At 66.0% G+C, this 20,023-nt stretch carries 24 protein-coding genes and 1 pseudogene; 12 read left to right on the plus strand and 13 right to left on the minus strand.

Annotated features, from left to right (window positions below; translation table 11 throughout):
• Positions 1–295 precede the first annotated feature (295 nt).
• From AC1ROK_RS22725 to AC1ROK_RS22740, 4 genes are all read left to right on the plus strand, one after another.
• Entirely contained in the window at positions 296–592 is a 297-nt protein-coding gene (locus tag AC1ROK_RS22725; RefSeq protein ID WP_492851159.1) for a hypothetical protein, read from the plus strand.
• A gap of 285 nt (positions 593–877) precedes the next feature.
• Complete coding sequence (locus AC1ROK_RS22730) at positions 878–1,297, plus strand: SufE family protein (protein ID WP_492851161.1); 420 nt, start codon at positions 878–880, stop codon at positions 1,295–1,297.
• Positions 1,298–1,308: 11 nt separating this feature from the next.
• A complete protein-coding gene (locus tag AC1ROK_RS22735; RefSeq protein WP_492851163.1) occupies positions 1,309–1,647 on the plus strand; it encodes a glycerophosphodiester phosphodiesterase in 339 nt (112 codons plus the stop codon).
• Between the two features lie 2 nt (positions 1,648–1,649).
• Positions 1,650–2,048, plus strand: coding sequence for a hypothetical protein (locus AC1ROK_RS22740; protein WP_492851165.1), 399 nt, complete (start codon positions 1,650–1,652; stop codon positions 2,046–2,048).
• 45 nt (positions 2,049–2,093) lie between these two features.
• Here AC1ROK_RS22740 and AC1ROK_RS22745 read toward each other — a convergent pair whose 3' ends face one another.
• Positions 2,094–2,543: an Rrf2 family transcriptional regulator gene (locus AC1ROK_RS22745; RefSeq protein ID WP_492851167.1), complete on the minus strand. Its 450-nt coding sequence runs from the start codon at positions 2,541–2,543 to the stop codon at positions 2,094–2,096.
• A gap of 93 nt (positions 2,544–2,636) precedes the next feature.
• Between AC1ROK_RS22745 and AC1ROK_RS22750 the strand changes: the two genes are divergently transcribed.
• The 3 genes from AC1ROK_RS22750 (at position 2,637) to AC1ROK_RS22760 (ending at position 4,731) form a co-directional block, all read left to right on the plus strand.
• Positions 2,637–3,347 (plus strand): class I SAM-dependent methyltransferase, encoded by a 711-nt coding sequence (locus AC1ROK_RS22750; protein WP_492851169.1) that lies wholly within the window; start codon positions 2,637–2,639, stop codon positions 3,345–3,347.
• 135 nt (positions 3,348–3,482) lie between these two features.
• The gene (locus AC1ROK_RS22755) at positions 3,483–4,139 is read left to right on the plus strand and encodes a glutathione S-transferase family protein (RefSeq protein ID WP_492851171.1); all 657 of its coding nucleotides are present in this window, start codon (positions 3,483–3,485) and stop codon (positions 4,137–4,139) included.
• Positions 4,140–4,236: 97 nt separating this feature from the next.
• Positions 4,237–4,731, plus strand: a complete 495-nt coding sequence (locus tag AC1ROK_RS22760) for a hypothetical protein (protein ID WP_492851173.1) — start codon at positions 4,237–4,239, stop codon at positions 4,729–4,731.
• Between the two features lie 22 nt (positions 4,732–4,753).
• Here the strand turns inward: AC1ROK_RS22760 and AC1ROK_RS22765 are convergent.
• From AC1ROK_RS22765 to mbhE, 9 genes and pseudogenes are all read right to left on the minus strand, one after another.
• Positions 4,754–4,873 (minus strand): annotated as a pseudogene (locus AC1ROK_RS22765) (EamA family transporter); the annotation flags it as partial.
• Between the two features lie 143 nt (positions 4,874–5,016).
• Positions 5,017–5,439 carry a Ros/MucR family transcriptional regulator gene (locus AC1ROK_RS22770; RefSeq protein WP_492851175.1) on the minus strand — a complete coding sequence of 141 codons (423 nt, stop codon included), beginning with the start codon at positions 5,437–5,439 and terminating at the stop codon, positions 5,017–5,019.
• Between the two features lie 154 nt (positions 5,440–5,593).
• Complete coding sequence (gene mnhG, locus AC1ROK_RS22775) at positions 5,594–5,917, minus strand: monovalent cation/H(+) antiporter subunit G (protein WP_492851177.1); 324 nt, start codon at positions 5,915–5,917, stop codon at positions 5,594–5,596.
• On the minus strand, positions 5,914–6,210 hold the full coding sequence (locus AC1ROK_RS22780; protein WP_492851179.1) for a monovalent cation/H+ antiporter complex subunit F: 297 nt from the start codon (positions 6,208–6,210) through the stop codon (positions 5,914–5,916). Before AC1ROK_RS22780 ends, mnhG begins: the two co-directional genes overlap by 4 nt.
• The gene (locus tag AC1ROK_RS22785) at positions 6,207–6,686 is read right to left on the minus strand and encodes a Na+/H+ antiporter subunit E (RefSeq protein WP_492851181.1); all 480 of its coding nucleotides are present in this window, start codon (positions 6,684–6,686) and stop codon (positions 6,207–6,209) included. The genes AC1ROK_RS22780 and AC1ROK_RS22785 overlap by 4 nt, the downstream gene beginning before the upstream one ends.
• Positions 6,683–8,260, minus strand: coding sequence for a proton-conducting transporter transmembrane domain-containing protein (locus AC1ROK_RS22790; protein ID WP_492851183.1), 1,578 nt, complete (start codon positions 8,258–8,260; stop codon positions 6,683–6,685). The genes AC1ROK_RS22785 and AC1ROK_RS22790 overlap by 4 nt, the downstream gene beginning before the upstream one ends.
• Positions 8,260–8,637 (minus strand): Na+/H+ antiporter subunit C, encoded by a 378-nt coding sequence (locus AC1ROK_RS22795; RefSeq protein WP_492851185.1) that lies wholly within the window; start codon positions 8,635–8,637, stop codon positions 8,260–8,262. Before AC1ROK_RS22795 ends, AC1ROK_RS22790 begins: the two co-directional genes overlap by 1 nt.
• A complete protein-coding gene (locus tag AC1ROK_RS22800) occupies positions 8,637–9,059 on the minus strand; it encodes a Na+/H+ antiporter subunit B (protein ID WP_492851187.1) in 423 nt (140 codons plus the stop codon). Before AC1ROK_RS22800 ends, AC1ROK_RS22795 begins: the two co-directional genes overlap by 1 nt.
• A complete protein-coding gene (gene mbhE, locus AC1ROK_RS22805; protein ID WP_492851189.1) occupies positions 9,056–11,434 on the minus strand; it encodes a hydrogen gas-evolving membrane-bound hydrogenase subunit E in 2,379 nt (792 codons plus the stop codon). The genes AC1ROK_RS22800 and mbhE overlap by 4 nt, the downstream gene beginning before the upstream one ends.
• Positions 11,435–11,603: 169 nt before the next feature.
• On the opposite strand from mbhE, the gene msrB reads away from it, so the two are divergent.
• From msrB to AC1ROK_RS22825, 4 genes are all read left to right on the plus strand, one after another.
• Positions 11,604–12,005: a peptide-methionine (R)-S-oxide reductase MsrB gene (gene msrB / locus AC1ROK_RS22810; protein WP_492851191.1), complete on the plus strand. Its 402-nt coding sequence runs from the start codon at positions 11,604–11,606 to the stop codon at positions 12,003–12,005.
• Positions 12,006–12,099: 94 nt separating this feature from the next.
• Positions 12,100–14,172 carry a S9 family peptidase gene (locus AC1ROK_RS22815; RefSeq protein WP_492851193.1) on the plus strand — a complete coding sequence of 691 codons (2,073 nt, stop codon included), beginning with the start codon at positions 12,100–12,102 and terminating at the stop codon, positions 14,170–14,172.
• 103 nt (positions 14,173–14,275) lie between these two features.
• A complete protein-coding gene (locus tag AC1ROK_RS22820; RefSeq protein ID WP_069907987.1) occupies positions 14,276–14,884 on the plus strand; it encodes a superoxide dismutase in 609 nt (202 codons plus the stop codon).
• Positions 14,885–15,042: 158 nt separating this feature from the next.
• Positions 15,043–15,549, plus strand: a complete 507-nt coding sequence (locus AC1ROK_RS22825; protein ID WP_492851195.1) for a response regulator transcription factor — start codon at positions 15,043–15,045, stop codon at positions 15,547–15,549.
• Positions 15,550–15,593: 44 nt separating this feature from the next.
• Here AC1ROK_RS22825 and AC1ROK_RS22830 read toward each other — a convergent pair whose 3' ends face one another.
• Positions 15,594–16,160, minus strand: a complete 567-nt coding sequence (locus AC1ROK_RS22830) for an LOG family protein (protein ID WP_055885226.1) — start codon at positions 16,158–16,160, stop codon at positions 15,594–15,596.
• Positions 16,150–17,667 (minus strand): helicase HerA-like domain-containing protein, encoded by a 1,518-nt coding sequence (locus AC1ROK_RS22835; protein ID WP_492851197.1) that lies wholly within the window; start codon positions 17,665–17,667, stop codon positions 16,150–16,152. Before AC1ROK_RS22835 ends, AC1ROK_RS22830 begins: the two co-directional genes overlap by 11 nt.
• Before the next feature lie 191 nt (positions 17,668–17,858).
• Between AC1ROK_RS22835 and AC1ROK_RS22840 the strand changes: the two genes are divergently transcribed.
• The gene (locus AC1ROK_RS22840; RefSeq protein ID WP_492851199.1) at positions 17,859–19,190 is read left to right on the plus strand and encodes a TIGR03808 family TAT-translocated repetitive protein; all 1,332 of its coding nucleotides are present in this window, start codon (positions 17,859–17,861) and stop codon (positions 19,188–19,190) included.
• Here the strand turns inward: AC1ROK_RS22840 and AC1ROK_RS22845 are convergent.
• Entirely contained in the window at positions 19,187–19,978 is a 792-nt protein-coding gene (locus tag AC1ROK_RS22845; protein ID WP_492851201.1) for a hypothetical protein, read from the minus strand. The genes AC1ROK_RS22840 and AC1ROK_RS22845 overlap by 4 nt on opposite strands.
• Between the last annotated feature and the right edge of the window lie 45 nt (positions 19,979–20,023).

Consider the following 20,023-nt stretch of genomic DNA (forward strand, 5'->3'; position numbering starts at 1 on the left):
TAAGGGGAAGGGGCCGCCGGGCGGTTGCGCACCCGATCCATAGCGTTGCGCAGGGGCTTTCTGGGGTTAGCGTAAACAGTTCGTTGCGCCGACCGCGGGCTTCCGACGGGCCGGCGGTTCCAGCTTGACTGCCCTCTCGCCGATGGATTCGGGCACGCCGTCCGGGCCACGCCCCGAAGCGATCCGCGGCATTTGCCTACAATTTTATCGAAATCTCGAAACCGGACTTAAGCCGCCCCGCCTAGCTTTCTCGTAACGCAAGGCAGGTGGACTGCCGGTACGGGAAGAGGCGGCTATGTTCGTGTTGAGGTCTGCATTCTGGCTGACGGTGATGTTCCTCATCATCGCGCCGAAGGACTTCGACCTGGGCAAGACCGCCAGCGATGCTTCGGCACAGGCCCTCAGGGCCGGCCAGCAGGCGATCGTCTCTCAGGTTCTCGCCAGCGACTGCAGCACCCTCCAATGCGCCGGCGGCAAGGCCGCGCTCACGGTGCTCGCCGGCAGCAAGCTCCCGTCCGTCGACACACCCATGCAAATGACGTCGAACATCCCGGTCCCGCTCCCCCGACCGCGACCGGATCGGATGGGTTAAGCCAGGGGTTGCGTCACTTCCCCGACGCTACTCCAGCAGCGATCCCTGGCCGAGCCGCAGTGCGCTGCCCCGCACTGCGGCTCTCTCTTTTCGCTGACTGAAGCAGACGGCCCCCTCCCATCCTCCCCCACAAGGGGGGAGGTGCCGCATCCAGTGTTTGGCACCATCGCGCCACAGCCTCGACTCTTCACCTCCCCCCTTGTGGGGGAGGCCGGGAGGGGGCCGTCTCTCTCAGAGTGCACAACACTGCTTCAATCCACCCGGCCAATCGCCTATCTATCCACTATGACCCATACTGCCGCCTTCACCGAGATCGCCGAAAACCTCAGCTTCCTTGACGACTGGGAAGACCGCTACCGCTATATCATCGAGCTCGGGCAGGCCCTGCCGCCGCTCGCCGAGAGCGAGAGGAACGCCGAGAACAAGGTGCATGGCTGCACCTCTCAGGTCTGGCTGGTCTCCAATCACAACGGCGCCCACCTCGAATACCGCGGCGAATCCGATGCGATGATCGTGCGCGGCCTCGTCGCCGTACTGATCGCGCTCTATTCAGGCCGCCCGGCCCGCGAGATCGCTGAAACCGACGCCATCGCCATCTTCGACGAACTCGGGCTGCGCGAGCACCTCACCACGCAGCGCTCCAACGGCCTCGTCGCCATGGTCAACCGGATGCGCAGCGAAGCGCGCTCGCTGGCGGCGGCGTAGGTAGCCGCACGTTGCGCGCGGTAGACTGGACATCCTTTGCGCAAGCCGAGCATGGCATTTGGATTGTGGCCCACCGGGGCGCTTCGGCAAACCATCGCGAGAATTCTCCGGAAGCATTTGAGTACGCCATCGCCAACGGGGCGATGGCGGTGGAAACGGATGTGCGGCGTTCGGCCGACGGCGTCTTCATCTGCCACCATGACGAAACGCTGAAGCGCACTGCCGGCCTCAACATCGCGCTGTCGGCGACGTCGTTTGGTGAGCTTCGGCGAATGGCGCCGGACTACGCGGTGCGGCTCGAAGACGTGCTTGAGCGGATGCGGGACGCTGCAATGTCCTTCTCGACCTAAAGTTGAGCTACGAAGAAGACATCGGATCCCTGCTCGACCTGCTGTCGTCACTCAAAGCAGACGACAGCATCGCAGTCGGTGTGAGATCGCTGCAAGCGCAAGCCCAGATACGGCAGCGCCACCCGGAATTGGTGCAGCTTGGCCTGCTCGAGAGTCCCGATCAGACACCGCAGTTCGTTGCATCGGGCGGCCGGTGGGTGCGGCTGTGGGAACAGGATGCATCCAGCGCACGCATAGAGGCGCTACATGCGACCGGCGTGCCGGTCCTGGTAATGGTTGGTGGCCCCGGGACAGACCGCGCGGTCGGCGATATCGATGCGAAGCAGGCAAAGTCGCTTGTTGAGCGAGGCGCAGACGGATTGATGCTCAACGACCCGCGTGTCGCACGACCACTGCCATGAGACCGACTGATGGTCAGTTGCGCGTCTTGTCCCATTCGGCCGTTCTCACGCCCTAGCATGTGCGTGGTGATGCACCGCCAGCGTTGATTCCTGTGCCGGCAGCAGCTGGTCGAGGGTGATGGCGCCGAAGCGCTCGACGAACAGCGCCTCGGCCTCGGCCATGGTGTCGCCCAGCGCATCGTTCACCGCCCGCTCGACCTTGCACTCGGGGTTGGCGCTGCGGTTGCCGAAGGCGAACAGCGTGGGACGGCCGAGCGCCAGGTAGACATCGAGCAGGGTGATCTCCCCGAGCGGCCGGGCCAGCATCCAGCCGCCGCCATGCCCCTTACCTGAATGCACGTGACCCGCCTTGCGCAGCCCGGCCATGGTGCGCCGGAACACCGCGGGGTTGGTCCCCATGGACGTCGCCAGCACCTCGGAGGTCAGTGGAGCACTCACCTGCCCCAGATGCAGCAGCACGTGCAGAACGCCGGAAAGTCGCGTGTCCCTGTTCATCCACCTGTCCTGAAACCTGCGCCCGTCAACCCGATCGGTTGACCGTCGCTCGAATCCTTCGTATCAACAAAAGATACGGGAACTGGAGCAGTGATGTCCACCCTGAACGAGCGTGCCGGGAGCGCAGAAATGAGCGGCGCCTTCTCACCCCTCCGCAATCGGGGCTATCTCGAGGGCCCGCCGCGTCAGGTGCCCGGTTTTGCCAACCTCCACCGCATGGTGGAGATGCTGCTGGCCGAACGCGTTCCAGCCAATGGCAGAGTCCTGGTGCACGGCGCGGGTGGTGGCCTCGAGCTCAGGGCGCTGGCCGAAGCCCAGCCCGGCTGGCTGTTTGACGGCGTCGACCCATCGCCTGACATGCTGGCGCTTGCCGAGGAGACAGTCGGCCCCTACGGGGCGCGGGTATTGCTGCACCAGGGCCGCATTGACGCGGCACCATCGGGCCCGTTCGACGCGGCGACGAGCCTGCTCACCTTCCACTTCATCCCGGTCGACGAACGGCGCGAGACGCTCAGGCAGCTGCATCGGCGGCTGAAGCCCGGCGCGCCGCTGGCGCTGGCACACATCAGCTTCCCGCAGGGAGAGCCGGAGCGCTCGCAGTGGATCGCCCGGCATGTCGCCTATGGCGCGCCGCGCGGCACCGACCCCACGCATCTCGAAGCCGCCCGGGAGGCCATCGGCACCCGGCTGACCATCCTCTCGCCCGAGGAAGACGAGCAGATGTTGCGCGAAGCCGGCTTCGACGGCATCAGCCTGTTCTTCGCCGGGCTCAGTTTTCGGGGCTGGATCGCCTACGCCACCTAGTCTCTTCACTCGATTCCGCTGGCTCGGCGTCGCCGGGAGCAAAAAAACTCAGTGGCCCATGTCGAATCTCGCTCCGGAGCTTCGACTAGAAATGAAGGCTGGATTGGCCGGCCGAAACGACACCGGAGCTGACTGATGATCCCGATAATCACGGCCTTTGCGAACTCCCCCGATGGCGGCCAGGGCCAGGCGCGAGACATGCGCGTGCGCTGGGCGCTCGAAGAGGTCGGCCAGCCCTATGACGTGCGCCTCGTTTCATTCGCCGAGATGAAGGAGCCGGCGCATCGGGCGCTGCAGCCCTTCGGGCAGATCCCGACCTATGAGGACGGCGAGTTCACCCTGTTCGAGTCGGGCGCCATCGTCTTTCACATCGCCGAGCGGCATCACGGCCTGCTGCCGGACGATCCTGCCGCACGGGCCCGCGCCATCACCTGGATGTTCGCCGCGCTCGCCACCATCGAGCCGCCGATCGTCGATCGCGAAGCCGCCGAGTATCTCGAGGGCGATAAGGCCTGGTACGACGAGCACGTGGCGACCGTCGATGCCCGTATCCGCAACCGGCTTGGCGACCTGTCGCGCCGGCTCGGCGATGCCGACTGGCTTGATGGCGAGTTCAGTGCGGGCGACCTGGTGCTGGTCGGCGTACTGCGCCGGCTTGAAGGCTCGGACCTGCTCGCCGAGAACCCGAATCTCGTCGCCTACGTCGCCCGCGGCAAAGCGCGCCCTGCCTTTCAGCGGGCCTACGCGGCGCAGTATGCAGTATTCACCGACAGTCGGATGGCCGCGGCGTAGAGCCAGGTTGGCACCGCTCTCCACACCTTGATCGCGGCGTCGCTTGCGAGCGGCACCGCTCTGCGACTACGGTCCGCCGTCTTTGACGGGGATCTGCATGCTCAGGGTGATTTCGGCTTTTCTCGTGCTCTCGCTGGTTCCTGCGGCCGCGGCCGCGGAATGGACGTACGAGGATGGAAGCGTACCGATCGCCTATCTCGACAATGGCGATGCGCAGTTTCAGTTCGCCTGTCGCGGCGGAGACCTGGCGATGGGCTTCTGGGTGCGCGCGCCGCACCGGCAAGTGGCTGGCGCGACGGTGATGAACCTCGCGATCACGCCGGATCCGCCCGATGGCAGCAAGGTCTCCGCCGCCGGCGGGACCAGCTTTGCGCAGGAAATCCCGCTCATCCACAGCGACGGCAGCTCGATGATCGTGCGCGGTCCGGTTGCGAGACAATGGGCACGGATCGCCCAGCAGGCCAAAGCCACCGTGCGGGTCGCCTATGTGCGCCCGAAATCGTCGGGCGGGCTCGAGGTTTTCGACAGCAACTCCTTTGGCACCAAGGGCTCCTCGGCTGCCATCAAGAAAGTACTCGATCGCTGCGGCTGAGCTACAGCACGCGCCCAGCGCATCAGGCGTGGCCGTGGCGGTGGTGAAGATCCGGGTAGTGCGGGTGCCTGTGGCGCGTCGGGGCGTGGCGATGCCAGTGTGAATGGGGTGCGGTCACCGGCCCGTCATGCTCGTGGGCGTGCTCATGCGGACGATTTCGCCTGCCTGCGGTGTCCCTTGCCGGGGCAATGACGGCGACAAGCCAGGCGCAAGCAGGCCCGGAAAGCAACGTGGCCGCCCCTGTCGGAGCGACCACGGCATAGTCGGCAATCGAACCAGGGTCGATCAGGCCGCCTTGCGGCCCAGGCCATTGTCTTTGGCCAGGCGCGAGCGGGTCGCCGAGTAGTTCGGAGCAACCATCGGGTAGTCGGCCGGCAGGCCCCACTTCTCGCGGTACTCTTCCGGCGAGAGATTGTAGTGGGTGCGCAGGTGCCGCTTCAGCGACTTGAACTTCTTGCCGTCCTCGAGGCAGATGATGAAGTCCGGAGCGACGGACTTGCGAACCGGGACGGCCGGCTTCAGTTCCTCGGCCGGCTCGGCCGCGACGGGAGACTGGAGATTCCGGAGGGCAGCATGCACGTCAGCAATCAGCCTGGGCAGGTCGGTAACGCTGAGAGCATTGTGGCTAACATAAGCGGAGACGATGTCAGCGCTCAGATCGATGAGATCGTTGTCAGCCGCGGCGTTGCCGCTGATGATATCGGTCATTTCGGGTCCTTTTCTGCGGTATGTCAGGGCGAAGAGGTGGCAGCCTTGCCCTGGACTGGTTCAATAGAACCGCTGCACTGCGAATGCAATAGCAACTGTCGTCTATGTGTATAACCTTTGATTTGCGGCAATAATGTGCAGTTGCCAAAGTGTTTCACTTCAAATCGTCCACAGTCGTCGCGGCCGTCGGGGCCTCGCCGCAGCGATATGCCGCACGCGCCAGCAAGTGTGCGGAGAGCGGTGTGGACAACAGTAGAAACACGATGCCCAGCAAGCAGCGCAGGATTATCGCGCCATCGAGCGAAACCACTGCCAGTGCTAGGAAAATCAGCCCGGCGCCGATCGCTCCGGCTTTCGATGCTGCATGCAGCCGCGTGTAGAGATCGGGCAAACGCAGCACGCCGATCGCCGCGATCAAGCTGAACACCGCGCCGGCCAGGATCAGGACAGCGGCGAGATATTGCGCCAGTTCAATCATCGGTCGGCCCCCTGGTCGCGCGCCCGGCTCATCAGGTAGCGCGCCAGCGCCACCGTCGCGAGAAACCCTACCAACGCCAGTGCGATGGCAATGTCGACGTAGAGCGAGAAGCCCGTCAGCACCGCCACCCCGGTGATGAAACCGGTGGCGAGCACGGTGATCATGTCGAGCGCCAGGATGCGGTCGCCGAGATTAGGGCCGCGGACCAGTCGAATCACCGCCAGCAGCATGCCGACCAGCAACAGCCCGAGTGCGACCTGGCTCGCCCACTGCAGTGCCAACGCGCCGGTCATCGGAACGCCCCCGCAACCTTCGCCTCGAACCCGGCGGCGATCTCTTTGATGAACGCCGCGCGGTCGGTGACATGGATGGCATGGATGTAAAGGAAGCGCCGATCCGCCGAGACATCGACGCTGAGTGTTCCCGGCGTCAGCGTGATCAGGTTGGCGAGCAGCGTGATCTCGGCGTCACTGGTGACGCTCAGTGGAAACGCGATGATCGCCGGCCGGATATGCGCATTGAGGTCCGGCCGCAGCACCAGCCGCGCCACGCGCAGCGCGCTCGCCACCAATTCGGTGATGAACAGCCACCCCAGCGCCACGATGCGCAGCGCCCGTGGCAGCAGATTCGGGCGCGACACGTATCGGCGCACGACGAACAGGCAGGCAGAACTGACCAGCGCCCCGAGCAGCAGGTTGGGTAATGTGAAACTGCCGGTTGCCGCCGCCCAGCCAAGCGCCAGGACGATGGTCAGCAGGACCAGACTCATGGCGCAGCTCCCTCGAGGCCGGTCGCGACAACATAGTTGGCCGGCCGCAGCAGCCCGGCCGCAGCCTCCTTGCCGAAGCCCAGCAACGGCTCCGGCCACAACCCAAGCAGCAGCACGACGAGCGTCAACACACCGGCCGAGCCAAGTCCCAGCCAACGCACCTGCGACGTGAGCGGTTTCAGGTCGGGGTTCGGCGCCTCGGTTGCTGCCCCCTCATGCCCGGCGCGCCAGAAGATATGGGCCCAGAGCCGGCTCACCGCGATCAGCGTCAGGAGCGCATTGCCGAGCACGGCGAGCCACAGCGCCAGCCCCCAGCCGTCGCGGCCAAAGCCCCACCCCTCGATGCCGCCCTGCACCAGCAGCAGTTTCGGCCAGAAGCCGAGGAATGGCGGCACGCCCGCCACCGCCAGCATCAAGACGAAGAACAGCAGCGAGGGCAGCGAGGCCGCCGCGTAGACGCCGCCCATCCGGCGCGTATCGGTCTCACCGGTCATCGTCTCGAGCAGCCCGGCCACGAGGTAGAGTCCGGTGATCGTCAGCATGGCATGCAGCACGTAGGTTGCCGAGCCCGCCAGCCCCGCAGCATTGCCAAGCGCCACACCGGTAATGGTGGCGCCGATGCCGCCGATCACCAGGAAGCCCAGTGCCCGCCGGAGGTTGGTCTCGGCGATTGCCCCGAGCGGCCCGAGGATCAGCGTACTGACCGCTACCAACGCCAGCACCGGCTCGAGCACCTCGCGGCTTGCCGGCAGCAGCATCACCAGCGCGCGCAGCAGGGCATAGACGCCAACCTTGGTGAGCAGTCCCGCCAGCAGCGCCGAGATCGCCGGCGGCGGCGCGTGGTAGCTGGCGGGTAGCCAGGTATTGACCGGAAACGCCGCCGCCTTCATGCCGAAGGCAAGCAGCAGCAGCGCCGCGATCGAGGCCATCACCGCCGGGTTGGCCTGCGCCGCCCGGCCGACGATGTCGGCCATATTGAGCGTCCCCAGCGCGCCGTAGAGCAGCCCGAGCGCGGCGAGGAAGAAGGTGGTCGCCAGGAAATTGAGGAAGCCGTATTTTACCGTGCCATCGAGCTGGATGTTGCGCCCGCCCAAGACCAGCAGCCCGAAGCTCGAGATCAGCATCACCTCGAACCAGACATAGAGGTTGAACAGGTCGCCGGTGAGGAACGAGCCGCTCACTCCAGCAAGCAGCAGAAGGATCAGCGGGTAGACCCCATCCCGCCGCGCCCGGTCGGGCATGTCCGTCCGGAGGTAGACCAGCAACAACAGCGTCACTCCGGCCGCCGCCAGAGCGAATACCGCACTGGTGAGGTCAGCGACGAAGCTGATGCCGAAGGGCGGCAGCCAGCGCCCCATGGTCATTGCCATCGGCCCCATCTCGCTCACCCTGAGCGCCAGCGCGATGTCGGAGACGAAGATCACCGCGACGATACCGAGCGCCAGCCAGAACTGCCCCTCCCGCGCCTCGCGCAGCATCAGCAGCACTGCGGCGCCAAGCAACGCCAGCGCCACCGGCAGGATCACCAGCCAGTCGGCCGGATGCGTGGCGAAATCCTGCATCGCTCCAGCCATCAGTAGCTCATCGGCGGTTTCGGGCCACCACGCGGCTCGGCGACGCGCATGCGGTCGGTGTCGTCCGCCTCGAGCGACTGATAGGCGCGGTAAGCCAGCACCAGGAGGAACGCGAACATTGCAAAGCCGATGACGATAGCGGTGAGAATGAGCGCCTGCGGCAGCGGGTTCGCCGCGCCCGTCAACGGCGCCTTCGCCCCTTCAAGCGCAATCGGCGGCACGATCCGCCCCAGCCGCCCGGCGACGAGGATCAGGAGGTTCACTGCGTTGCCCAGCAGCACCAGCCCGAGCAGCATGCGGATCAGCGCCCGCGACAGCAGCAGGTAGATCGCGGCGGTGAGGAAGACGCCGGAGAGCGCGGCGATGACGTGATCCATCAGGCGCCGCCCTCCTCGTCTTCGAGCGCCAGCGCCACCGCCGCGATGGTGCCGAAGACGACGAAGTAGACGCCGATATCGAACACCATCGGGGTGGAGATCGCGACCTCTACCCCGTCGAACTCGAAGATGGTCCACAGCCCGGTGAGGAACGGCACGTCGAACAGGAGCGACAGCACCCCGGCGAGCGCCGCCAGCGCCACGCCAAACCCGGCATAGGCCAGGGGATGTACCTTCAGCGCCGTACGCGCCGCATCGACGCCCGCCGCCATGCCGTAGATCGCCAGCGCCGACGCCGCGATCAGGCCACCGATGAAGCCGCCGCCCGGCTCGTTGTGACCGCGCAGCAGCACGAACACCGAGAACACCAGCATCACGGCAACCAGCAGCGGCGCGATGGTGCGGAAGATCAGCGAATTCATGCTGCCGCCTTCCGCGCCGCGCGGCGCTTCGGTTGAGGCGCGGCTTCCACCGGTGCGGGCTCGACAGGCTTGTTCCGCCTGGCGCCGCGGATCAGCGCCAGGATGGCGATGCCCGCCGTCATCACCACGGAGATCTCGCCCAGCGTGTCCAGCCCGCGGAAGTCGACGAGGATGACATTGACGACGTTGTGCCCATGCGCGATCGGCACGCTGTGCGCGTTGAAGAAGGTCGAGAGCCTCAAATCGAACGGCCCCTCGATCACCGCCCAGAGCAGCAGGGTCACTGCGACGCCGCCGAGCAGCGCCACGCCGCCGTCACGGGCCCAATCCTCGAGGGGGCGCGGATCGGCAGTGTCGAGGTCGAGTCGGGTCATCACCAGCGCCAGGATCACCACGCTGAGGATTTCCACCATGAACTGGGTGAAGCTGAGGTCCGGCGCGCCGAACACCAGGTAGAGCAGCGCCACCGCGAGGCCCTGCACCCCGAGCGCGAGGATGGCGAACAGGCGGCTCCGCGCATATACCACCGTCATCACGCCAAGCACCGCGAGCCCGACCAGCCCCCATTCGTAGAACCGGAGATCGAGCGTCTGCGGCCCGCGCGGCAGCCCGTCCATCAGCCAGAGCGGCCCGATCGTGGCGGCCACCAGCAGGACGAATACCACGAAAAGGTAGAGCTCGAGCCGCCCATGGTGCAGCAGCCGCGTCACTGCCCCAGCGAAACGGACGATGCCGAAATACACCCAGTCGAAGCCGATATCGAAGGTCCAGCCGATCGCCGCTCCGGCCCGCCGTAGCAGCGATCGCGCCGGATCGAGCCTGAGGAACAGCCCGATCGCCAGCACCCAGGTGGCGACCGACAGCCAGAATGCCGGTCCCAGCAGGTCCAGCCCGAAGGCGAGGTGCGTCTCGACGGGCACGCCGAGGATTGCCGAGGTCGCCGGCGCAACCGCCAGTTGCCCCGCCAGCGTCGGCACGAAGCCGAGAAAGATTCCCAGGACACCCATGGCGAGCGGCCCCGCCAGCATCGCCACCGGCGCCTCGTGCGGCTCGATCGGCGTCGGCAGCAACTGGCCCATGAACGGCTTGATCAGCAGCGCCAGCCCGATGGCGCCGAGCAGCGCGTTGCCGAGCACCAGCGCGGCGAGTGCCAGCAGTGACTCCAGTTGCCCAAGCGCCAGCGCTGCATACATCTCTTCCTTGGCGAAGAAACCGATCAGCGGCGGCAGGCCGAACATCGCGGCGCTTGCCATGATGGTGCCGATGAAGCTCAGCGTCATCGGATCGCGCAAGCCGCCGAGCATGGTGATGTCGCGCGTGCCGGTGCCGTGGTCGATCGCCCCGGCGACGAGGAACAGCCCGGCCTTGTAGAGGGCGTGGGCGATGAAGTAGAGCACCGCCGCGGTCACTGCGAGTTCGGTCCCGGCCCCCAGCAACAGCATCAGCAAGCCGAGCGAGGCCAGCGTCGTCTGCGCCAGCATCTGCTTGAGATCGGTCTGCCGCAGCGCCGCCACCGCTCCCCAGAGCAGCGTCGCGCCGCCGAACGCCATCAGCGTCAGGTTCCAGATCGCCTCGCCGCCCAGATGCGGCGTCATCCGCGCCACCAGGTACACGCCACCCTGCACCATGGTCGCCGAGTGCAGGTAGGCCGAGACCGGCGTCGGCGCCTCCATGGCGTTGGGTAGCCAGAAGTGGAACGGCAGTTGCGCCGATTTGGTGAAAGCGGCGAGCAGCACCAGCCCGACCAGCAGCGGGTAGGCCGCATTATCCTTGAGATGGCCGGCGGCGCTCAGCTCCCAGCCACCGGTGATGGCATAGATCGCCACTCCCGCCGCCAGCAGCGCCAGCCCGCCGAGGCCGGTGACCACCAGCGCCTGGATCGCGGCACGCCGCGCCGCCTGGCGGGTGTGATCGAAGCCGATCAGGAGGAACGAGGCGACCGAGGTCAGCTCCCAGAACAGGTAGAGCGCGACGAGGTTGTCAGCCAGCACCAGCCCCTGCATCGCCCCCATGAAGGCCAGGAGGAAGCCGAGGAACCGCCCCTGCTTGTGCCCCTTCAGATAGGCGCCTGAATAGAGCAGGATGAACGCCCCGATGCCGGCAATGGTCAGCGCAAAGGTGAGGCTCAGCCCGTCGACGAGAAAGCTGAGTTCGAGGCCCCAGGACGGCGCCCATGGCCAGGCGACGGTGATGCTCTCGCCGCCGGACACCCGCCCGAGCAACGCCCATAGCGCCATGAACCCCGCCACCGGCACCAGCGCCACCACCCAGCCGGCAAAGTCGCCGACCAGCCGATGGACGAACGGCGCCAGCGCCGCCGCCACGAAGGGCAGCAGCACGACGAGTGCAATCGCTATTGCCGGTGTGGCCTCCACCCGGGTCCGCCCCCTCGTGGGATTCGCTCGAGCCAGCTTAGCCCCTCCCCCCGCCCCGGCAAGGCAAACCGGTCTGCCTGCACGACTGCACCACAGCTTTGTGAGGACTGGGGGATTTGCGATCAGGCGCCGCAATCGCCATATCTGGCGCCGTAACGGAGATTCCCCGATGAGCGAGACCTTCAAGGTTCAGAAGTCCGACGAAGAGTGGCGTGCCACGCTCAGCCCTGAGCTCTATCGCATCGCGCGCGAGCACGGCACCGAGCGGCCCTGGTCCCACATCTACAACACCGAAAAGCGCGACGGCATCTATCACTGCGCCTCATGCGGCGCTGAGCTGTTCACCGCCGACACCAAATACGAATCCGGCTCCGGCTGGCCGAGCTTCTTCAAGGCGATCGAGGGCTCGGTGGCCCAGACCGTCGACCGCTCGCATGGCATGGTTCGCGTCGAAGCGCATTGCGCCAATTGCGGCGCCCATCTCGGCCACATCTTCCCCGACGGCCCCAACCCGACGGGTGAGCGCTTCTGCATGAACGGCACGAGCCTTCAGTTCGAGCCGAAGGCCTGATCTTCCGCAGGGGCGCTCCGGCGCCCCGCACCTTCGCTTCGCGCGGCGCCATGCGTGCGCTATGAAGCACCTCCCCTCCCGATAGAGCGTCCCCATGCCCACCCCACCCGTCGCCGAACGCCGCCAGCATGCCACGACCCATCACGGCATCACCCGGCAGGATCCCTATCACTGGCTGCGGGCCGACAACTGGCAGGAGGTGATGCAGGATCCGTCGACCCTCCCGGCCGACATCCGCAGCTATGTCGAGGCGGAGAACGCTTATTTCGCCGAGGCCTTCGAGACGGCGCACGAAGCGCTTACCGACAAGATCTACCGGGAGATCCGCGGCCGCATCAAAGAGGACGAGAGCGGCATCCCGTCGGCTGACGGCCCCTGGGCCTACAACTCGCGCATGGAAGAGGGAAAGCAGTACCCGATCCTGGTTCGCACGCCGCGCGACGGTGGCGACGAAGAGGTGCTGCTCGATTGCAATGTCGAGGCCGGCGACGGCTATTTCGGCTTCGGCGGTGGCGACCACGATCCGTCGCACCGGCTGCTCGCCTGGAGCGCCGACCGGCAGGGGTCGGAGTTCTACACACTGCACATCCGCGACCTCGCCACGGGCAAGGACACCGGCGAAATCATCGAGGATGTCGCGGGCGGCGGCGTGTGGTCGGCCGATTCCAGCGCCATCTACTATTCCGAGTACGACGATAACCACCGCCCGTTCCGTGTCCGCCGCCATGTACTCGGAACGCCACAGGCCGATGACGAGATCGTCTACGAGGAGAAGGACCCGGGCTTCTTCGTCGGCGTCGACGAGACGCTATCGCGGAACTACATCGTCATCGACGCGCACGACCACCAGACGTCCGAGTTTTGGCTGATCGACACCCGCACCGGCGGCGCGCCGAAGCTGTTCTCGCCACGCCTCACCGATCGCGAGTACGACGTCGAGGACCGCGACGGGGTATTCTACATCCTCACCAATGCCGACGGCGCCGAGGACTTCAAGATCGTCACCGTTGCCGCCGACAATCCGGCGGCCGAAAACTGGATCGACCTGGTGCCGCATCGCCCGGGCGTGCTGATCCTCGACATCATCCTGCTCAGCCATCACCTGATCCGCCTCGAGCGCTCGGAAGGGCTGCCGCGCATCGTGGTGCGCAACCTCGATAATGGCGAAGAGTGGACGGTGAAGTTCGACGAGGAGGCCTATGCGCTCGGCATGTCGGCCGGCTTCGAGTTCGACACCAGAACCATCCGCTTCACCTATTCGTCGCCGACCACGCCGTCGCGCACCTACGACCTCGACCTGGTGACGCGCGAACGCACCCTGCTCAAGGAACAGGTGGTTCCTTCCGGACACAACCCTGATGACTATGAGACGAGGCGCATCTTCGCCACCGCCGGGGACGGCGAGCGGGTGCCGGTGACCCTGCTCTACCGCAAGGGCCTGAAGCTCGACGGCAAGGCGCCTGCCCTGCTCTATGGCTATGGCGCCTATGGCATGGCGCTGCCGGCCGGCTTCTCGGTCTCGAAGCTGTCGCTGGTCGATCGCGGCTTCGTCCATGCCACGGCGCATATCCGCGGCGGCATGGACAAGGGCTACGCCTGGTACAAGAACGGCCGCCGCGAGCAGAAGACCAACACGTTCACCGATTTCATCGCCGCCGCCGAAACGCTGATCGAGCTGGGGTATACCAGCAAGCAGCGCATCGTCGCCGAGGGCGGCTCGGCCGGCGGCCTGCTGATGGGCGCCGTCACCAATATGCGTCCCGAGCTGTGGGCCGGGGTCATCGCCGAGGTGCCGTTCGTCGACGTGCTCAACACCATGCTCGACGAGACGCTGCCGCTCACCCCGCCGGAATGGCCCGAATGGGGCAACCCGATCACCGACAAGGCAGCCTATGACCGCATTGCCGGCTATGCCCCCTACGAGCAGGTGGCCGCCATCGACTATCCGCCGATCTTTGCGCTTGCCGGCCTCACCGATCCGCGCGTCACCTACTGGGAGCCGGCCAAGTGGGTGGCGAGACTCCGCGCCACCAAGACCGACAGCAACCCGCTCTACCTCAAGACCCATATGGGGGCCGGCCATGGCGGCGCTTCCGGCCGCTTCGACCAGCTCAAGGAGACTGGCCTGAGCTATGCCTTTGCGCTCAGTTGCGTCGGATTGGCATAATTCCACCCAAAGCGGGAATTGTTGAGCAATGCCAAAGGGCCTATATCGGAGCCAGCCCAGCGGCCAACAATCATAGAGACTGTCCCCCAAGGAGGCATCCAGAATGGCATACGAACTTCCCCCCCTGCCCTACGCCTATGACGCGCTCGGCCCGTACATGAGCAAAGAGACGCTCGAGTTCCACCACGACAAGCACCACCAGGCTTACGTCACCAACGGCAACAAGCTTGCCGAGGGCAAGGGTCTCGAAGTGCTCGAGCTCGAGGACGCGGTCAAGGAAGTGTTCGGCAAGGATCCGGCGCTCTTCAACAATCTGGGCCAGCACTACAACCACGTGCATTTCTGGAACTGGATGAAGCCGAATGGCGGCGGCGGCGCCAGCAAGGTCCCGGCAGCGCTGCTCAAGGCGATCGAATCCGATCTCGGCGGCTTCGACAAGTTCCGTGCCGATTTCATCAATGCCGGCACCACGCAGTTCGGTTCGGGCTGGGCCTGGCTGTCGCTGAAGGATGGGAAGCTCCAGGTCACCAAGACCGCCAATGGCGAGTCGCCGCTGGTGCACGGCAATGCCAAGCCGCTGCTCGGCGTCGACGTGTGGGAGCACTCCTATTACATCGACTACCGCAATGCGCGCCCGAAGTACCTCGAGGCCTGGTTCGACAACCTGGTGAACTGGGAACACGTCGAGTTCCTGTTCGAAGAAGCCCGCTAAGCTCTACGACAGATCGCGTTCGGGGCCTGCTTCGGCGGGCCCTTTCTTTTGCCTGGCCGTGTCTCGGCGGAAAATCGCCATATCCGCACTTGCCGCAGCTTCCGCCCGGCGTCGCTCAATGGTAACAATTTCTTAACCATTCGGAGCTTCGCGAGACTTTGGCCGAACCAGTCCGCACCATAGCCGTTCTTGTCGCCAATCCGGCGCTGAGTTCCATCCTCAGCATGGTGCTTGCTTCGGTGCCCAGTTTCCGGGTGCGGCCGTTCGAATCCGAGCTGGCGCTGGTCACTTACATGCGCCTCGCGCCGGTTGACGTGGTCGTCACCGATTTCGACAGCGCTTCGGCCCGCGCCGATCGGGTCAGCCGCGACCTGCGCGCCGATCAGAGCATCCCGCACCACGACTACCAGGTGATCGCGCTCGCCAGCACGGTGTCGCCCGAGACCAAGGAACTCTGCATCGCCTCGGGCATCGACGAGGTCATCGTCAAGCCGATGTCGCCTAAATACCTGCTCGAGCGCGTGCAGTCGCGCATCGCCCGTCGCGCCGCCAGCCTCGCGGGCTATCGGCCGGTCCGCGCCACGACGTCCCGTCGCCCGGATTTCTCGCAGTACGGCAATGTCATCCCGCTGTGGACACGCGAACGGCCGCTGCCGACGCACTGAGGCTGCGCGGGCTGAGGCGGCCGCTACGGTGGGTCAGCGGCGCTTCAAGCCGTGACGTTGAGCGCCCAGGCCACCTTGTTCCAGAGATCATCGACATTGTCGGTGAAGACCACGACCCGGTCGGCATGGCTGACCGAGTGGCTGAGGATATCCGTCGCCATGCCACGCATCGCCTCGAAGGCGCGGTGGTGGTTGAGCAGCACCACGGGCTTGCCGCCGGCGCCGGCGCCGGCCCGTACCCAGGTGCGATAGAGCGCGGCCGCCGAGGCGAGCGAGCCCGGCAGCCCGACAAAGCCCTGCGCCAGTTCGCCGACCCGCTTCACCCGCGCCTCGGGATCGTCGATCCGTTCCACCGGTACCTCGGCCAGCGCCGCCGGCGCTTGGAACGCCGCGTCGGCGACGATCAGCACCTCGCCACCTGCCGCGCGGGCGCTGGTGATCAACGGGATGTTGTCCAGCGTCTCATCGGCGAGGCAGATGATCCGTGCCCCGTGCCGCGCCAGGAGCGTCCCGGCCTGCGACATGATCGAGCTGCGCTCGGCGTCGCCCGGCCCTTTGTCGGAAGCGAAAACCGCCAGTGCCGGGTGGTTCTGCGCGACGTTAGCGGCCACGGGTGAGGCCACCGAGGATGCCGCGCAGCAGTGCCTTGCCGAGGCCGTTCGCCATGGTGCGGGTAAACGAAGTGATAGCCGCCTCGGTCGGCGTCTGCCGGGTCGAACGGCGCGGCTGGGCAGCGCGCTCGGCGCGCTCCTGCGCCGCTGCGGCCTTTGCCTCGGCGGCAGCCGTCTTGGCGTCGAGTTCAGCTTGCCTCGCCTCCGCCTCGCTCGCCTGCCGCTCCTGGGTCTTTTTGGTCAGCACCTCGAACGCCGACTCGCGGTCCACCACCGCGTCGTAGATGCCAGCCACCGGCGAGTTGGCGATCACCGCACGCCGTTCCTCGGGCAGCAGCGGCCCGACCTGTCCCGAGGGTGGCCGGATCAGCGTGCGGCCGACGACCGAGGGCACGCCCTTGTCTTCCAGCACCGAAACCAGTGCCTCGCCGGTGCCCATCTGGGTGATCACTTCGGCGGTCGAGAAGTCAGGGTTGGGGCGGAACGACTCCGCCGCCATCCGGACTGCCTTCTGTTCCTTCGGCGTATAGGCCCGCAGCGCGTGCTGCACGCGGTTCGAAAGCTGCGCCAGTACGGCGTCCGGAATGTCGGCCGGGTTTTGCGTGACGAAGTAGACGCCAACGCCCTTCGAGCGTACCAGCTTGACCACCTGCTCCACCTTGTCGACCAGCGCCTTGGGCGCATCGTCGAACAGCAGGTGCGCTTCGTCGAAGAAGAACACCAGCTTGGGCTTTTCCGGGTCGCCGACTTCCGGCAGCACCTCGAACAGCTCCGAGAGCAGCCAGAGCAGGAACGTTGCGTAGAGCCGCGGCGCGCGCATCAGCTCGTCCGCGGCGAGAATCGAGACATAGCCCTTGCCGTCGGTGGTGGTGCGCATCAGGTCGCGGATGTCGAGCGCCCGCTCGCCGAAGAACTGATCGCCGCCCTGCTGCTCCAGCACCAGCAGAGAGCGCTGCACCGCGCCCACCGTGGCCGAGGCGACATTGCCGTACTGCACCGAGATATCCTTGGCGTTGTTGGCGATTTCCACCAGCAGCGCACGCAGGTCCTTCAAATCGAGCAGCAGCAGGCCGTTATCGTCGGCATATTTGAAGGCGATGTTCAGCACGCCTTCCTGGGTGTCGTTGAGATCGAGGATGCGGCTCAGCAGCAGCGGGCCCATTTCGGAGATGGTGGTGCGGACCGGGTGGCCCTGCCGGCCGAACAGATCCCAGAAGATCACCGGGAACTTGCTCGCCGCATAGTCGGTGAAGCCGATCTCCTCGGCCCGCTTCACCTGCCAGTCGAGCATCTTGCCCATATTGGCGATGCCGGACAGATCGCCCTTGATGTCGGCGGCGAACACCGGAACCCCGGCGGCCGAGAAGCCCTCGGCGATCGACTGCAGTGTCACGGTCTTGCCGGTGCCGGTGGCGCCGGTCACCAGCCCATGCCGGTTGCCGTACTTGAGCGCCAGGTACTCCGGCCGGGTGCTTTGGCCGAGATAGATCTTGTCGGGAAGGAGCATGACGCCTCACAGGATTTGATAGCCAGTTGCGGACTCTATAGCGGCGGGGGGATGGGCTGCCAAATGAAAGCAGGGCGACAGCCTCGTGCCTCGCTGGGTGCTGCTGCGGTTGGATTCAATCCCACATAGCCTGGGGACGGCGCCGGAATGGGCAATTCCCAAACGCCCCCCTACGCCCTTACACTCCCTCCATGCGTATGAACCGCCGTCACATTCTTGCGGGATTGGCCGCCCTGCCGCTTGCCGGAGGGGTGCGAGCGCAGTCGCTCGATTCGACGGCGCTCAACCTGGTGCCGGGCAGCCTCGACGACCAGAGCGGCCCGATGCAGGAGGCGCTGCTGCGTGCCGCCGAGGAAGGTCGCCCGCTGTTCCTCGGCTCGGGCAGCTACTACGTGCAAAATCTGCAGGTGCCGAGCAACGTGGTGATAACTGGCATACCGGGCGGCACCATCCTTGCCGCGGCGGGCGATGCGCCGGTGTTCCGGGTGGCCGGCAGTGCGCATGTCAGTTTCTCGGGCCTCACCTTCACGCGCGGCAATGGCGGGCCGGCCGGCGCCGATCGCGGGCTCGTCGAGATCGAGGCGAGCGACCACGTCACGCTCAGCAATTGCAGCTTCATCGGCGGCGCCGCCAACGGCCTCGCGGTGCGCGACGCCGGGGCGGATATCGAGGATTGCGATTTCACCGGCCACGCCCTCGCCGCGATCTTCTCGGTCGATGGCCGCGGCCTCAACATCGCATCCAACCGCGTCAACAAATGCGGCAATGGCGGTTTCCTGATCTGGGGCAGCAAGCCCCGCCACGATGGGTCGGTGATATCAGGCAACACCATTGTCGGCATCGGCGCCACCAATGGCGGGAACGGCCAGAACGGCAACGGCATCAATGTTTTCCGCTGCAATGACGTGATCGTCGCCAACAACCAGATCGCCGACTGCATGTTCACCGCAGTGCGTCTCAACTCGACGAGCAACGTCGCGGTGACCGGCAACGTCTGCCGCAATTCCGGGGAAGTGGCGATCTTTTCGGAGTTCGCCTTCTCCGGCTCGGTGATCTCCAACAACATCGTCGATGGCGCCGCCGCCGGCATTTCGATCACCAATCTCGATTCGGGCGGGCGGCTTGCGGTCTGCTCGGGCAACATCGTGCGTAACATCCGCTCGCGCTCCGAGGTCAACCCGGACACCAGGCCCTTCGGCATCTATGCCGAGGCCGAAACCAGCATCTCGGGCAACAGCATCGACAACGTCCCCGGCGTCGGCATCCTCGCCGGCCGTGGCACGTTCCTGCGCGACGTGATCATCGCCGACAACGTGCTCTACGCCACCAGCACCGGCATCGGCGTCAGCGTGGTGCAGAACCCCTCGCCCGGACCTGTCACCATCACCGGCAACATCGTCAACGCCCCGCTCGACCACGCCATCGTGGGTCTCGAATGGGACACGGTGGTGGTCGAAGACCTGGTGAAGGACGCCGCGAAATACCCGCACGTGACGGTGGCCGACAACTCGGTGACTGGCTAAAGCCCCGTCGAAGCCTGCGCCACCACGGCCCACTCTCCCGACGCCTGCTGCTTGAAGCAGAGGCCGGAGGCGTAGGGACGGTCAAAGTCGCCGCCGGTGGTTTTGCCGAAACCGACGCCGCCTGCCGGCAGGTGGAAGGCGGTCCATTGGGTCGAGGTCTCGGCGTCGTAGTCGGTGGCATAGAGCAGGCCGGGGACCAGCTTGCCTACGGGCTTGCTGCTGTCTTCCATCGTCTCGAACAGCTCGATCTCGCGCTTCACGCCGACGAAGTTGTCGCCACTCGTGTCCAGCGCCTTGGCCGCGCGCTTCACCGCGGCCGGGTCGACCCTTCCGAGCCCATAGGTGCAGATCGCACCCTTCACCGCGGCGTCAGTGCCCCAGGGCTGTCCGTCGGTCAGCGACTGGCCGATGAAATCCAGCTCCATCTTGGTCAGGAACACGCCGATATCGACGTTTGGCGGCAGGTCCCAGTCGCCACCGGTGCTGTTGCCGAGGCCGGCGACCTGCGACTTGGCGCTCTCCCACGGCCCCTCGAGCCTGGTGCCGCGCGGAATCGAGAGATCGAGGGTACCTGTGACGATCGACACCTTCGGCGCCAGCCATTTCCCGATAGCGTCGACATCCTTGGCGGCCACCGCCTTCAGCAGTTCGGTCGCTGCCGCGCGCAGGTCGGCCGGGACCTCGACGGTCTTCGCCGGCGAGACCTTAGGCGGGGCATATGCAGGTCCAGCAAGCGCCGCTCCGCAGAGCAGGGTCGAGGCAACGATAGTCACGACGGCACGGCGCATGCGGGTCTCCGGAGCTGCTGTTGTGGATATTGGACGTCGCCGGGC

Source organism: Devosia sp. GW821-FHT12F11, from assembly GCF_058806655.1.

Bases quoted from the DNA above. Each gene is read 5' to 3' on its own strand.
- AC1ROK_RS22760 (WP_492851173.1), top strand. From the start codon at position 4,237: ATGCTCAGGGTGATTTCGGCTTTTCTCGTGCTCTCGCTGGTTCCTGCG.
- AC1ROK_RS22820 (WP_069907987.1), top strand. From the start codon at position 14,276: ATGGCATACGAACTTCCCCCCCTGCCCTACGCCTATGACGCGCTCGGC.
- AC1ROK_RS22755 (WP_492851171.1), top strand. From the start codon at position 3,483: ATGATCCCGATAATCACGGCCTTTGCGAACTCCCCCGATGGCGGCCAG.
- AC1ROK_RS22745 (WP_492851167.1), bottom strand. From the start codon at position 2,543: ATGAACAGGGACACGCGACTTTCCGGCGTTCTGCACGTGCTGCTGCAT.
- AC1ROK_RS22780 (WP_492851179.1), bottom strand. From the start codon at position 6,210: ATGACCGGCGCGTTGGCACTGCAGTGGGCGAGCCAGGTCGCACTCGGG.
- AC1ROK_RS22815 (WP_492851193.1), top strand. From the start codon at position 12,100: ATGCCCACCCCACCCGTCGCCGAACGCCGCCAGCATGCCACGACCCAT.
- AC1ROK_RS22790 (WP_492851183.1), bottom strand. From the start codon at position 8,260: ATGGCTGGAGCGATGCAGGATTTCGCCACGCATCCGGCCGACTGGCTG.
- AC1ROK_RS22800 (WP_492851187.1), bottom strand. From the start codon at position 9,059: ATGAATTCGCTGATCTTCCGCACCATCGCGCCGCTGCTGGTTGCCGTG.
- AC1ROK_RS22785 (WP_492851181.1), bottom strand. From the start codon at position 6,686: ATGAGTCTGGTCCTGCTGACCATCGTCCTGGCGCTTGGCTGGGCGGCG.
- AC1ROK_RS22845 (WP_492851201.1), bottom strand. From the start codon at position 19,978: ATGCGCCGTGCCGTCGTGACTATCGTTGCCTCGACCCTGCTCTGCGGA.
- AC1ROK_RS22835 (WP_492851197.1), bottom strand. From the start codon at position 17,667: ATGCTCCTTCCCGACAAGATCTATCTCGGCCAAAGCACCCGGCCGGAG.
- mnhG (WP_492851177.1), bottom strand. From the start codon at position 5,917: ATGATTGAACTGGCGCAATATCTCGCCGCTGTCCTGATCCTGGCCGGC.
- AC1ROK_RS22770 (WP_492851175.1), bottom strand. From the start codon at position 5,439: ATGACCGATATCATCAGCGGCAACGCCGCGGCTGACAACGATCTCATC.
- AC1ROK_RS22840 (WP_492851199.1), top strand. From the start codon at position 17,859: ATGCGTATGAACCGCCGTCACATTCTTGCGGGATTGGCCGCCCTGCCG.
- AC1ROK_RS22730 (WP_492851161.1), top strand. From the start codon at position 878: ATGACCCATACTGCCGCCTTCACCGAGATCGCCGAAAACCTCAGCTTC.
- AC1ROK_RS22725 (WP_492851159.1), top strand. From the start codon at position 296: ATGTTCGTGTTGAGGTCTGCATTCTGGCTGACGGTGATGTTCCTCATC.
- msrB (WP_492851191.1), top strand. From the start codon at position 11,604: ATGAGCGAGACCTTCAAGGTTCAGAAGTCCGACGAAGAGTGGCGTGCC.
- AC1ROK_RS22750 (WP_492851169.1), top strand. From the start codon at position 2,637: ATGTCCACCCTGAACGAGCGTGCCGGGAGCGCAGAAATGAGCGGCGCC.
- AC1ROK_RS22795 (WP_492851185.1), bottom strand. From the start codon at position 8,637: ATGGATCACGTCATCGCCGCGCTCTCCGGCGTCTTCCTCACCGCCGCG.